The organism is Alteromonas mediterranea DE, from assembly GCF_000020585.3.
Lineage (GTDB): Bacteria > Pseudomonadota > Gammaproteobacteria > Enterobacterales > Alteromonadaceae > Alteromonas > Alteromonas mediterranea.
Window position 1 is genome coordinate 939,995 of the sequence record NC_011138.3, and the last position, 13,683, is coordinate 953,677.

The window sequence follows — 13,683 nt, forward strand, 5'->3', positions numbered from 1 at the left end:
AGATATGTCTTTTACTAGAAATCACAGGTACCCGTCAGTCAAAAAACGGTATGCGATGTGGGCTGTGCTATTTAGCGTAGGCACGCTAGCTATGCCAGCCACAGTGCTTGCGAGCAATGAAACAGAATCTTTTACTACCGACTCTGAACGCTATTTTAAATCAGAAGATATCTTCAACCTTGAATACGTCAGTGAAGTCCAGGTATCTCCAAACGGTAAAAATATCGCGTACGTGCGCCGTTCAAACGACATCATGTCAGACAGTAGCCGCGCCAATGTTTGGCTAGCCTCGGTAGATGGTAAATCACACCGTCCCTTACTTTCTTCGAAAAAAAATTATTACTCTATTCGCTGGTCACCAGATGGCAGCCGATTAGCTTACCTTTCCAATGAAGAGGGTAAACCGCAACTGTATGTGCGCTGGATGGATACGGGGCAAACGGCGTTAGTCACCAACGTTACTTCAAGCCCAAGTAATATCACGTGGTCACCCGACGGAAAATACATTGCATTCACTATGAGTGTGGATGCCAAGGAAAAGCCGCTAGACGTTAAAATGCCTAAAAAGCCGGAAGGCGCAAAGTGGTCGCCTAAATTCCAATATATCACTAAGGCGCGTTATCAAGCCGATGGCAAAGGCGTGCTTGACCCTGCCTATACCCATATCTTTATTGTGCCCTCTGACGGAGGTACAGCAAGACAGTTAACCTCGGGCAACTACCATCACAACGGTCGGTTAAGTTTTGCGCCGAACGGTGAGAAGATTTATTTCTCTGCTAACCGAAGTGATAACTGGGAATATGAACCCGTTGAGGCCGATATATTTTCTGTTGATATGACGGGGAATATTGAACAATTGACGCAGGACAAAGGGCGAGAGTCGTCACCAGTAGTATCGCCTGACGGAAAGTATATTGCTTATGCGTACCGCGACGACGAAAAAGTGATGTACAAAAATAGCTATTTGTATGTAATGAATAGCGACGGCTCTGAACAAAGAAACATAACAAAAGATATTGATAATTCGGTGTCTAATTTTCACTGGAAAGACAATAAACGCATCTATTTTCAGCAATCAGTTCGCGGTCTGGCCCAGGTGGATGTGGTTTCGCTATCGGGTAGTGTAAAAGCCGTAGCAAAAGGGCTTGGTGGCACCACGTTAGGCCGACCTTATGTATTTGGTACTTACCATGCGGTTGGCGATGTTGTGGCCTACACCAAAGGTCGTACCGACCGGCCTGCAGATTTGTTCGTTACCACCAGAAAAGAGCGCCAGCTTACAGCACTTAATGAAGATGTTTTAGGCCACAAGCAGCTCGGTGAAGTGAAAGAAGTTGTTTACCCATCGTCTATCGACGGTGAGGAAATTCAGGGCTGGTACATTCTGCCGCCAAACTATGACAGCTCAAAAACCTACCCTCTCATTCTGGAAATCCACGGTGGGCCTAACCTAGCCTATGGGCCTGTATTTACTGCTGAATTGCAGCGCATGGCCGCAGAAGGTTACGTGGTGTTTTATGATAATCACCGAGGAAGTACGGGATACGGCGAACGCTTTGCGTTATTACTTCAAGGCAAATATAGCTCTGAGTACGACTTTGCTGACCATATGTCTGGGGTAGACGCGCTGATTGAAAAAGGCATTGCCGACCCTGAACGTCTATTCATTACGGGGGGCTCTGCAGGTGGTATTGCATCTGCTTATGCCATTGGTCTTACTAACCGTTTCAAAGCGGCAGTGGTTGCAAAGCCCGTTATTAACTGGCTGTCGAAAGTGCTTAGCGCCGATTCGGGCCTTTATCAAATTCCTTTTCAGTTCCCGGGAAAACCGTGGGACAACGTTGAGCACTACTGGAAGCGCTCGCCGTTATCGCTAGTGGGCAACGTTACTACGCCTACTATGCTAATTACCGGTGTAGAAGATAAGCGCACGCCAATGTCTGAAACCGAGCAATTTTATCAGGCACTTAAGCTACAAAAGGTTGACAGTGTATTAGTTAAAGTTCCCGGTTCGCCTCACGGTATTGCCGCTAAACCTTCACGAATGATTGGCAAAATAGAAAATATTCTGGCGTGGTTCAAGAAGTATGACAGCGACGCTGTCAAAAAGTAGGGCATTGCAAGAAAGGGCAAATACAGTCTGTATTTGCCCTAAACCTGGTGAGCTTTCTATTACAGAATAAGGCCTTAACTTTTACCTATCCAGCCGATGGGTGAATCTCACTAATATCGGGAAGCACGGTTAGCTTCAAACCCAATGCCTTCCAGTAGTGGCTTTCTCTTAAAAGGTCAGCAGAGATAATCGGCTTCTCGTCAAGCCAACCATCTGGAAACGTAATAGTGAGTTCGCTTTTGTCTACGTTGACCTTAAGTTCAGGTAAGAAACCTTCCTGACGCTTTATATTTAGCAGTACACCAAGGCGTAGTAGTGCAATTAAGCGCTTTATCGAATGCTCATCGAACAGATTAAACGAGGGGAGCTCATTGGTGCGGATCTTCTTTCTGTGGAAACGCACTAGTGTGGCTAACAATAGTTGCTGTTCTTGAGTGAAGCCCGGCATATCCACATTACCCAGTATATAGGCGCTGTGTTTTTGAATACCGCGGGAGTTAATTTGCATGCCTACTTCGTGCAGCAGGGCTGCCCAACCTAGCATGCTCTTAAAGTCTTTTCCCTTCAGTTTCCATGCTTTTTCAACCTCGCCGAAAAGTGCCAGCGTGGTATTTAGAACCATGGTCGCCTGCGTTGTATCAACGTCATAGCGTCTGGCCAAGCTACTCGCCGTGCGCCCGCGAATATCTGCATGATGAAGTTCATCTTCCATTTGGTACAACACGCCTTCGCGCAGCGCGGCGGGTGAATACACTAAACCATCAATTTCTAGCGCCTTGAAGACCGCAATCAATATGGCTAAGCCGCCAGCGATAACCACACGACGATCTTCACTTAAATCTGGGTAAGCTAATTTATCGACGTGACCGGCGCTAACGAATTGCTTCATTAGGTTGCGTAGGCTTTTTAAGGTTACTGGAATATCATGCCCATTTGGACGGTCTTGCTGACATAACGTGAACAACGATCGGATAGTACCTGAGGTACCTACACACTGTACCCAGCCTAATCTGCGATACTTGTTATCTATCATTTCAAGCTCTTGTTGAGCTGCGGTAATCGCGCGCTCAAAAGCTTTAGACTTTAATTCGCCGTCGGGGAAAAAGCGTTGAGTATAGCTTACGCAACCCATTTGAAGGCTGCGGCAAAGTAAGGGGGTGAAGCCTTCACCAATAACGAACTCGGTGGAGCCGCCGCCTATATCGATAACAAGTTGCTGGCCATCAGCATGATTGGTATGGGCCACGCCAGAGTAAATCAGGCGGGCTTCTTCTACACCAGAGATAACTTCAATGGGGTAGGGAAGAATGTCTTTTGCTGCACTGATAAAGTCTCTGGCATTGCGGGCTTTACGCAGTGTATGGGTGGCAACAATGCGCACAGAGTCAGGCTCGAACCCCTTGAGGCTTTCTGCTACCACTTTAAGCATAGCAAGCCCACGCTCCATCGCTTCTTCAGACAGAATATCGTCCTCATTGAGGCCTTCGGCCAAGCGAACTTTTTGCTTAACTCTATGCAGTATCTGAACAGACCCAGCAACAATACGCGCCACTACTAAATGAAAGCTGTTAGAGCCAATATCTAACGCCGCGACTTTACTTACCTCGCGGGTTTCCACATCATTAAAAACGGTTTCATGCTGGGTCATGGACTAATTTTTTATCCTACAAAGTGTCTTCTAGCTTCTTTAAATAGTCGTAAATTTCTATTTGCGAGCGAAGTTTTTTACGATTACCCCTCGCAACGTACTTGTTGCTCTGATCCTTGTCAATCACTCGAGCCTTCAGGGTATCTTTAAATTGCAGTTCCATTATATCGACAATACGCTGTTGAAGACCTTTATCGTAAACGGGGCAGCCTACTTCTATGCGGTTATCCATGTTTCGGGTCATCCAGTCAGCAGATGAAATATACACTTTTCTTTCGCCACCGCCTTCAAAAATCATCACGCGAGGGTGTTCAAGGAACCTATCAACAATAGAGATGATCTCGATGTTTTCGCTAATCCCTTTTATGCCTGGATTAAGTGAGCACATGCCGCGCACGATACCGCGGATCTTAACGCCAGCCTGGCTCGCGCGATATAAATCATCAATAAGTTCTTTATCAACAAGGTTGTTAATCTTAAAGGTGATTTGCGCATCTTGGCCCTGGTTCAGGTGCTGAATCTCTTGGCGAATTAACGACTGAATTTTGGTTCTGGCGTTTAACGGCGAAATTTGTAAATGCTGAAACTTATAACGTCGGTAAGGGTATTGAATAAGATCGAATACTGCGACGCCTTCATTGGCAAGCTCCTGATTGCGGGTGAATAAGCTGTAATCGGTATAAATTTTCGCGGTTTTCTCGTTGAAGTTACCCGTACCGAAATGCGCATAATTCACCAAACTGCCCCGTTCTTCCCGGGTCACAATACATAATTTAGAGTGGATTTTCAGGGTTGGCACACCAAGTACTACGCGTATGCCTGCATCGGTCATGCGCTTAGACCATTCGATGTTTGCTTCTTCATCAAAACGCGCGCGAAGCTCTACGACTACGGTGACTTTTTTGCCGTTATCTACCGCGTCAATCAACGAATTTATTATGCGAGAATTACTCGCCACCCGATAGATATTAATGCGTATGGTTTTCACGTTCGGGTCGAAAGCGGCCTGACGCACGAACTCTGTGAAGTGAAGGAAGCGATGATAAGGGTAATATAGCAAGATATCACGAGCAGTTATGGCATCGAATACGGTGTTGTATTTCGAAAATGCCTTGCTGTCGATAGCAGGAAGCGGTGCATGTTCTAAATAATCTCGGCCCACATTGGGGAAGCCGATGAAATCTTTAAAGTTGCGATAGTGCCCTGCAGCATGCATGGTATCAAGCTTGGTTATTTTAAGGCGCTTGCGTAGGTCCGACTGCATGTCTTCAGGCATGTCGGTGTCATAAATAACGCGAACAGGCTCGGCAATAAGACGCTGCTTCATGCTTTCTGACATTTTTTCTACGAAACTTTCGTCAATTTCTTCGTTGATAGAGTATTCCGCATCTCGTGTCATTTTAAAGGAGAAAGCTTCAATTTCGTCGAATTTAACGAACCCGCGGAAAATATCTTCAATGCACAGCTGAATCATGTCATCGAGCATAACAATGCTCTTTTTCTTACGGCTCTTTTGCGGAGGGATCAGCATAAAGCGCGACATCTCAGAAGTGGGAACTTGAATAACGGCGAATTTAGGGTTGCGCTCTTTTCTTCGTAGTGCGACATATAAATACACAGAGTTGCCGTTTAAGCGGCTGAGCAGGTCTGTCTTTTTATCAATTAATATGGGAGCGATGTGTCGCAGTGCTTTATTGATAAAAAAGTTACGCACCCACTGCTTTTGATAATCATCTAAGTCGTCTTTACGCAGGATATGAATATTGTAGCGGGCAAGGCTTTTGACAACGTCTTTATGGATTTGGTCAAATTTTTCAGAAAGCTGTACCACTTTCTTTTGTATCTGCGCCATAAGTTCGGTGAGGCGCTCTGCTTCTTCTTCGTTCCCGTCGTTTTGCGCAATCGTGATAAGGCGTTTAACATCTGCCGCGCGTACCCGATAAAATTCATCAAGGTTATTAGAGTAAATACCCAGAAAGCGAATGCGTTCTATCGCAGGGTTATTCTTATCCGCAGCTTCTTGCAATACGCGTTCGTTAAACGATAGCCAGCTCAATTCTTTGGGATAATATAAAACGTCGTTATCCATAATGTCTCAATTCACGTTCATAAAAATGGTCAAAGACTGCCACCAGTCAGTGACATTACTGTGACAACGCGTATTTCGTGCTATACGCACGCTTACGTTGCGATGATTCCGTTACCTATATACCTTTAGCGAAACTAAACACTTAACGCTTAGCGGTAATATCTACGACTAGGTCGTTAGCAAGTGATTCAAGGGCTTCTTGCAAAGCGCCATCGTCAAAACCGGCAGGTACAGCAATTTCGGCTTTAGCTTTAAAAATGAGGCTGCCCCAATTTGGCGCGCTTTCACAATGAGAGGCAAAAGTAAGAATATTTAAATTAAACTGGTTGAGAACAGAGGTTAGTTCCTGAACAATACCCGTCTTATCGTTACCCATCACATCAACAGTCAGCTTGGTGTTGTTGCTTTTTTCACTGCTGCCAACGGCTACCGATTGCACCGACATATCTTTTATCGCGTCAAGCGCATCGATTAGGCTTTGCTTATTGTCATTTGATACGTGAACTTCTACAAAGCCGGTGAACATCCCTGCCATATGCGCAAAACTTGAGCCCTGCCAATTGCCTTCGTGTTTGTATACGCACTTGGCTAATGCGTCTACCAAACCAGGCTTATCTTTACCCATGATGCTTATTACCAATGACTGCATGCGATGCTCCTTATTGGGCGTGTAGAGAAAAACTTTGATCGTCTTCCTGTTGGGTAATACCATAGGCGCACAGTAGTTTGCGCGAAGGTAATGCTATAAATTTTTACTTGCTATTAGCATAACAAAACTTACACTGCTCACCAGTGCAATTTAGGGTTATTCTTCTTAAAAATGAAGAATTTCGAAAATAAGAATGACTAAACAACCGCATGACTTTCGACAGCAACAGCTCAAATAAAAAACGCCAGCGCAACGATAAGTTGTCACGCTATGTGGTAACGGGGTTTGGCGGCCTTGTTTTATTGACGTTAGTCATTCTTATTACTCACCTTATTAGCCAAGCGCTGCCTTTAACGTATATTCCCAGCTTAAAACACCTTAATACCTTTACAACCTCAAAAAGCGAAGCGCTTGTCAGCGCAGGTGACATTGTTAATGGTCAGCCTCTGCTCGTTAGGAATTCTGACTGCCGTTTAGGTTTAAAGTTGCTTCAAGATAATACGTTAGTCAGTAACCACGAATACATTCGCCCTTGTGAGCATGTGCTGTCGGCCGATAGCGTTATGGGGGAAAACTACATTGTCGATATTTCCCCCAACGCGTTAGTCAGAGTGTTACCGGTAAGGTCGTTCAACGTAAGTAATAATAACCTAGCGGATATGGCGGCGCCCCCTCAAACTGCCCAGTCAGTATTAACCAACAACATCACTTTCTCGCTTCCTAAAGAAGTATGGAAGGAGCGCGAAAGCTGGGATATGGCGTTATCTTCAAAGTGGGCGGTGGTGTCTATCACCCATGGTGATAGCGTTTTCGTTAGATGGGTTAACCGCAAACGACCCACGCATATAGTAGACAAACGTTTTTATAATATTGATCGTTTAACGTTATTACCGGGCAGCGAAAGCGTACTTCTTCAAGTTGACCAAACGCTCTACCTTAACAGGTTACGAGATGAAGGTGTGGCGCTACTTCCCGTGGTGGGCAATGTTTCCGCCTCTTTAGATGAAAAAATAGTGTTCCCCCTTGCTAAAGATCGCACGTTCTTTTTGATGAATAGCAAAACGGAAACATTAACGCGTTGGGTCTTAAGCAAAACGGATAAAGGCCTTTCCTTCGAGCAAACCTATCAAATTCCCTTACGCAATGAAAAAGTAAAAGATGTCGCTGAACATGCGAGTATGAATTTAGTGGCAGTACTGACGAGTAACGCTAGGGTACTGTTAGTCAATCGCGTATCAGGGGATGTGGTGTCTTCTCAAAAGATAGACGACTCAGCTGAACAGATTATTTGGTACGGAAACAAGCTGTATGGTTTTTCTGATAGCACATTGTCGGTGTGGGAAGGACAGCATTTAAGCGGTATCACGACATGGTCTTCCCTTTTCGACCCCCAACACTATGAAGGCTATGAAACCGAAGAAACTGTTTGGCAAACAACCAGCGCATCTGATTTTCAAGAAGCTAAGTTTAGTTTAACCCCGCTTTTAATTGGCAGTATAAAAGCGTCTTTGTTGGCATTGCTTATTGCCATTCCCGTTGCCATTGGCGCTGCTATTTACACCGCTTTTTTTGCTAAAAGCCGCATGCGGAATATCGTTAAGCCTGCCATAGAATTACTTGAAGCGATACCTAGCGTACTTATTGGTTTTATAGCCGCTATTTGGCTTTCGCCTAAAGCTGAGCAATTTCTTTTCTCCTTTGCTTTTTTTCTTATAGTTATCCCCTTTGTGTTAATTGCTGTAGCGGTAGTGCAGCGCCCCGTTGCCGAATACCTACCTAAGCACCTAAGGCATGGGGCGGAGCTTATTTTCGCAATAGGCGGCGTATTTTTGTTGGGATTTATAAGCGTAGAGTTTGCGCCATCCATCGTCTTGTCATTGATGGGAGTAGAGGGCTTCACCTTATTAGCGGCAGAGTCTGATAGCCCTATTGGTAAAACAACCATTGTGGTTGCATTGGCGTTAGGCGTAGCTATTTCTCCCAGTATTTATTCGCTTGCAGAAGACGCCATCAATGGCGTACCAACTGATTTAAAACATGCCTCTTTTGCATTAGGGGCAACGCGTTTACAAACCCTGCTCCACATCGTTTTACACGTAGCCCTGCCCGGTATTGTAGCGGCTATTATGCTGGGTTTTGGTCGGGCGTTTGGTGAGACAATGATCGTGCTTATGGTAACTGGGAACACACCCATATCAAGTTGGGGTCTTATAGAAGGTTTGCGAGCACTGACTGCTAACTTGGCTATTGAGCTTCCCGAAGCGGATGTGTCATCCGCGCATTATCAAATTTTGTTTTTCACCGCGTGTATATTGTTTTTATTTACGTTTTTAGTTAACACAGTAGCAGAGCTTATACGCCAGCGAATTAGGGGCAGGGCTTACTATGGTTAACCGAGACATATTCGGGCTTAATGCGGTTCAGCGCCAGTCGTTGGTGATTAGCTTAACGGCTTTTTTCACTAGCTTGCTGCTCATTGCGCTAGTTAGCGTACTAATACTAATTAGCTTTCGCGGTACCGCTTATTTTTGGCCTGAACCTATTTATAAGGTAACTGGCACGCTACCAGATGGCTCTCGCTTCTCTGTACTTGCGAACATCTTTGAGGATGCGTCAGAAGAAGACATCACCCTCAAATATTCAGATGTGAATCACCCCTTTGGCTTTCAAAAACAATTTGACCGTGAACAATTGCTCAGTGCTAACCTCGCCTTGGACAGTGCAGAGATTAAACTGTTGGATGGCAGGCGGGTAATGGCTATTCCAGAGCACATCGTTGTTCCATCAAAACCGCCACAGCCTCTAGATAACATTGGTGCAGTATTACAAGATGTTGCCTTGATTACGGCACAAATTGAAGACCTAAACACCGAGCATCTTGCGCCTATTCATGAGGCCTTGTCTCAATTTGATAAAAGAGATGTGGTGGAAGATGCGCCGGCTAGAGAAAAGCTGGTTGCTGCTTTTAACGAGTATCAAAAGCGTGTTGAGGCTTTAGAGAGCACGCGTGCCCAGTATAGGTTGCTTGTTAGTTTCGCTGACGGTTCGCCTTTCATTATTCCCATTTCAAGTATTCAGGATGTAGACTTTGTAAGCCGTCTAACTACGTTTGAAAAGTGGCAGGTGGTGTTTTCTGAAATTAGTGTTTTTCTTTCTGACTCCCCTAAGCAAGCGAACACATCAGGGGGCGTTTTCCCCGCGCTATTTGGCACAATACTGATGGTATTTTTAATGACCATTATAGTGACACCTTTTGGGGTGCTAGCCGCCATATATTTAAGCGAGTATGCGCCGAACACCGCGTTAACAACCATTATTCGCGTTAGCGTGAGTAACATGGCAGGCGTACCGTCCATTGTTTACGGTGTATTTGGGCTTGGCTTTTTCGTATACACCTTAGGTGGCAGCATTGATGAGTTGTTGTTTAGCGATACGCTGCCTGCGCCAACGATGGGGAGTCCAGGCGTATTCTGGGCAGCCCTAACGATGGCAGTTTTAACACTTCCCGTGGTTATAGTGGCAACCGAAGAAGGCCTGCGTCGTGTACCTGATGGGTTAAAAGCCGGCAGTTATGCCTTAGGCGCCACTAAAATTGAAACCATATTACGTACGGTTTTGCCTATCGCTTCACCAGGGATCATGACTGGCGTCATTTTAGCGATCGCCAGAGCGGCAGGTGAAGTGGCCCCTCTTATGCTTGTGGGCGCTGTTAAGTTTGCGCCAACTCTGCCCATAGACGGCGAGTTTCCTTATCTACACCTAGATAGACAGTTTATGCATTTAGGCGTGCTTATTTACGACGGTGCTTTTCATAGCCAAACTGATGGGAAAAGTGCCAGTATGATGTTTGCGGCCTGTTTATTATTGTTAATCGTGGTTTTCGTACTCAATATTTTGGCCGTTTTGCTTAGGGCGCGTTTGCGTAAGCGCTATCTCAAAGGTTAATTACAGGTTTTTAGTACATGTTGAAGTTGTTTGAACACAATACGCTAAACGTTAAAGACATTAGTGAAGAGCAAACTGCCGTTGAGGTTAAAAATCTCAACTTATGGTTTGGTAGTAAGCATGTTTTAAACGACATCAGCATGCGTATTCCTAAAAATAAGATCACGGCCTTAATAGGTCAAAGTGGGTGTGGTAAATCTACCCTTATAAGCTGTTTTAATCGACTTAATGACTTGTATGACGGCTGTAAATACAACGGTGAAATCATTATTGACGGACGTAACATCAATAGCCGTAAAGTCAATGTGTCGCGGCTGAGAACCAACGTTGGTATGGTGTTTCAGCGTCCCAATCCGTTTCCTATGAGCATTTATGAAAACGTGTGTTACGGGCTTAGACTTCAGGGTGTGAAGGTACGAAGGCATCTAGATGATGCGGTGGAAGGCGCACTTAAACAAGCGGCGCTGTGGGACGAGGTAAAAGATCGTCTTTTCGAATCGGCTCAAGTGTTATCCGGTGGTCAGCAGCAGCGTTTGGTTATAGCGAGAGCGTTGGCATTAAAGCCGGATATTTTGCTACTTGATGAGCCTACATCGGCACTTGATCCGCTGACTACACTGTTTATAGAGGAACTTATGGACGTGCTGAAAAAGCAGTGCACCATTGTTATTGTTACTCATAATATGCAGCAAGCGGCACGTGTAAGTGACTATACCGCCTTTTTCCATCAGGGCCGGCTAATAGAATACGCTGACAGTGACACACTGTTTACCATGCCTGAGAAAAAGCAAACCGAAGATTATATTACGGGTCGCTATGGATAACGTGGCGCGTGTAAAGAGCAGAGCCCAGATACAATTAACGTTTGCTACAACACAACAAGTGTGGGCACGCGAGGAGAAATAAGCATGCGACAGGTGGCCTTAAATACGCACATCTCTGGCACCTTTAATATTGAGTTGGAAAACTTACGGAACTCGGTATTAACCATGGGCGGAGAGGTTGAGCAGCAGTTAGTTAATACCTTAAAAGCGGTGAAGCATAACCATGCCTCATTAGCTGAAAAAGTGGTATTAAACGATTTGAAGATTAACTCGATGGAAATCCAAATCGATGAAGAGTGCCTTCGTATTATTGCCAAACGTCATCCCACGGCAAGCGACTTGCGTCTCATCATGACGGTTTCCAAAGCCATTACCGACATTGAGCGAATGGGCGATGAAATAGAGCGTATCGCCAAATTAGTTACACGCAATAAGCTTCCAAGCTCGGATACGATTAAAAGCAGCATGTTACTTATCGGCGAGCGTGTAGCGGCGATGATGCGCGGTACGTTCGATGCCTTTGCACGTCAGGATGAAGCGGCGGCGCTTGAGGTATACGATCAAGACAATCGCATTGATAGTGAGTACAAGCGGTTATTGTCCTACACCACGTCAGAAATGCAAAAAAGCACAGACGATATGCAGGATTGGCTGGATGTGTTGTGGGCAATGCGTTCATTAGAGCGGATTGGGGACAGGTGCAAAAACGTATGCGAATATGTGGTTTATCTCACTCGTGGTACCGATGTTAGGCATACGCCGCTCGAAAATATGCAGCAAAAGTTGGAAGACTTGACGTAAAACTGTCCATTTGGTCAATTTGATTTTGCGCAAAGCGCACTAAATTGAAGGAAGTAGGAAACTTATGCGTCATAAAACTGTAATATTTGGTGAATTTATCATCGCAATCAAATAATTCCGCATACTTTTATCGTTTTTCGATGATTTTTGCTATGGCTTCTATGACGATTACGTTATCATGCGCCGCAGCCAAGAACAGATCGTGCAAAATTTAATCGAACATTATGATAGAACACAATTTGTCTTTAACTTCTTTCTCTAGCCTTAATGGCGAAGAGATCATGCTACTTACTCAAGTAGCGTCCAGCCTAAATCGCGTTTAGATCGGGAGCGATTATCCGTGGAATTTTTTGAAAGTTATGGCCTAATTCTTATTATCCTTGCCGCCGGCGTTGGTTTCGTCATGGCATGGGGTATTGGAGCAAATGACGTTGCCAACGCAATGGGTACGTCGGTAGGTTCTAAAGCTTTAACTATTAAACAAGCTATTATCATTGCAATGATATTTGAGTTTGCTGGCGCCTACCTAGCCGGTGGCGAAGTAACGTCTACTATTCGAAAAGGAATTATCGACTCAACCTTCTTTATAGACATCCCTGAATACCTTGTATTGGGCATGATATCATCGCTACTAGCTGCCGGGATTTGGCTTGCTGTGGCGTCATGGTTGGGGTGGCCCGTTTCTACTACGCATTCAATTATCGGCGCTATTATTGGTTTCACTGCCACTGGCGTGAGTATGGATGCGGTAGCGTGGGGTAAAGTAGGCGGCATTGTAGGTAGTTGGGTGGTAACGCCAGCCATATCAGGCATTATCGCGTACCTTATCTTTATGAGCGCTCACAAGCTCATTTTCCAAACCGACTCACCGTTTGTTTACGCCAAGCGCTATGTGCCATTTTACATGGCGTTAGCGGGCTTCGTTATGTCATTGGTTACCATTAAGAAAGGCTTGAAGCACGTAGGTTTAGAACTGAGTGCTGTTAACGGTTATCTTTTGGCGATTGCTATTGCCGTGGCATTGGGCTTCGTGGGTAAATGGTTTATCGGCCGTATGAAGTTTAGCGGCTCTGAAGATGCCGATTTACAGGCGGCAAACGTAGAGAAAGTCTTCGCGCTGCTTATGGTTGTTACTGCATGCAGTATGGCCTTCGCCCATGGCTCGAACGACGTGGCTAATGCTATTGGTCCTCTCGCGGCAGTGGTAAGCGTGGTGACCAGCGGTGGTGAGATTAATTCAAGTGCCACTTTGGCCTGGTGGATCCTGCCGTTAGGTGGTTTAGGTATCGTAGCTGGCCTGGCTCTATTTGGTCATCGTGTTATTAAAACGATTGGTCAGGGTATTACTCACTTAACGCCAAGCCGTGGCTTTGCTGCAGAACTTGCTGCAGCCTGTACGGTGGTTATTGCATCGGGTACAGGTCTGCCAATTTCAACAACGCAAACATTGGTGGGTGCCGTGTTAGGTGTAGGTTTAGCGCGAGGCGTTTCAGCACTGAACTTGGGCATTGTGAGAAATATCGTTGTATCCTGGATTGTAACTTTGCCGGCAGGTGCACTACTTTCAATTATTTTCTTCTTCATCTTAAAAGCAGCATTCGGCGTAGCGTAACG

Annotated in this window: 9 protein-coding genes; 6 read left to right on the forward strand and 3 right to left on the reverse strand. The window is 45.3% G+C overall.

Features of this window, described 5'->3' with window-relative positions; all coding sequences use genetic code 11:
* The first annotated feature begins 4 nt into the window (after positions 1-4).
* Positions 5-2,113: an alpha/beta hydrolase family protein gene (locus tag MADE_RS04305; protein WP_041912751.1), complete on the forward strand. Its 2,109-nt coding sequence runs from the start codon at positions 5-7 to the stop codon at positions 2,111-2,113.
* Positions 2,114-2,198: 85 nt separating this feature from the next.
* Here MADE_RS04305 and ppx read toward each other — a convergent pair whose 3' ends face one another.
* The 3 genes from ppx to MADE_RS04320 form a co-directional block, all read right to left on the reverse strand.
* A complete protein-coding gene (ppx, locus tag MADE_RS04310) occupies positions 2,199-3,761 on the reverse strand; it encodes an exopolyphosphatase (protein ID WP_012517377.1) in 1,563 nt (520 codons plus the stop codon).
* A 16-nt stretch (positions 3,762-3,777) separates the two neighbouring features.
* A complete protein-coding gene (gene ppk1 / locus MADE_RS04315; protein WP_012517378.1) occupies positions 3,778-5,850 on the reverse strand; it encodes a polyphosphate kinase 1 in 2,073 nt (690 codons plus the stop codon).
* A gap of 142 nt (positions 5,851-5,992) precedes the next feature.
* A complete protein-coding gene (locus tag MADE_RS04320; protein ID WP_012517379.1) occupies positions 5,993-6,499 on the reverse strand; it encodes a glycine cleavage system transcriptional repressor in 507 nt (168 codons plus the stop codon).
* Between the two features lie 209 nt (positions 6,500-6,708).
* Between MADE_RS04320 and MADE_RS04325 the strand changes: the two genes are divergently transcribed.
* The 5 genes from MADE_RS04325 to MADE_RS04345 all read left to right on the forward strand — a co-directional run bounded on the left by MADE_RS04325 (position 6,709) and on the right by MADE_RS04345 (position 13,681).
* Complete coding sequence (locus MADE_RS04325; protein WP_012517380.1) at positions 6,709-8,892, forward strand: ABC transporter permease subunit; 2,184 nt, start codon at positions 6,709-6,711, stop codon at positions 8,890-8,892.
* Positions 8,885-10,444, forward strand: coding sequence for a phosphate ABC transporter permease PstA (gene pstA / locus MADE_RS04330; RefSeq protein ID WP_012517381.1), 1,560 nt, complete (start codon positions 8,885-8,887; stop codon positions 10,442-10,444). The genes MADE_RS04325 and pstA overlap by 8 nt, the downstream gene beginning before the upstream one ends.
* A gap of 17 nt (positions 10,445-10,461) precedes the next feature.
* Positions 10,462-11,268 carry a phosphate ABC transporter ATP-binding protein PstB gene (gene pstB / locus MADE_RS04335; protein WP_012517382.1) on the forward strand — a complete coding sequence of 269 codons (807 nt, stop codon included), beginning with the start codon at positions 10,462-10,464 and terminating at the stop codon, positions 11,266-11,268.
* 84 nt (positions 11,269-11,352) lie between these two features.
* On the forward strand, positions 11,353-12,069 hold the full coding sequence (gene phoU / locus MADE_RS04340; RefSeq protein WP_012517383.1) for a phosphate signaling complex protein PhoU: 717 nt from the start codon (positions 11,353-11,355) through the stop codon (positions 12,067-12,069).
* Between the two features lie 340 nt (positions 12,070-12,409).
* Entirely contained in the window at positions 12,410-13,681 is a 1,272-nt protein-coding gene (locus tag MADE_RS04345) for an inorganic phosphate transporter (RefSeq protein WP_012517384.1), read from the forward strand.
* The last annotated feature ends 2 nt before the right edge of the window (positions 13,682-13,683 follow it).

Coding starts and splice junctions, on each gene's coding strand:
- MADE_RS04305 (WP_041912751.1), top strand. CDS start 5: ATGTCTTTTACTAGAAATCACAGGTACCCGTCAGTCAAAAAACGGTAT.
- ppx (WP_012517377.1), bottom strand. CDS start 3,761: ATGACCCAGCATGAAACCGTTTTTAATGATGTGGAAACCCGCGAGGTA.
- ppk1 (WP_012517378.1), bottom strand. CDS start 5,850: ATGGATAACGACGTTTTATATTATCCCAAAGAATTGAGCTGGCTATCG.
- MADE_RS04320 (WP_012517379.1), bottom strand. CDS start 6,499: ATGCAGTCATTGGTAATAAGCATCATGGGTAAAGATAAGCCTGGTTTG.
- MADE_RS04325 (WP_012517380.1), top strand. CDS start 6,709: ATGACTTTCGACAGCAACAGCTCAAATAAAAAACGCCAGCGCAACGAT.
- pstA (WP_012517381.1), top strand. CDS start 8,885: ATGGTTAACCGAGACATATTCGGGCTTAATGCGGTTCAGCGCCAGTCG.
- pstB (WP_012517382.1), top strand. CDS start 10,462: ATGTTGAAGTTGTTTGAACACAATACGCTAAACGTTAAAGACATTAGT.
- phoU (WP_012517383.1), top strand. CDS start 11,353: ATGCGACAGGTGGCCTTAAATACGCACATCTCTGGCACCTTTAATATT.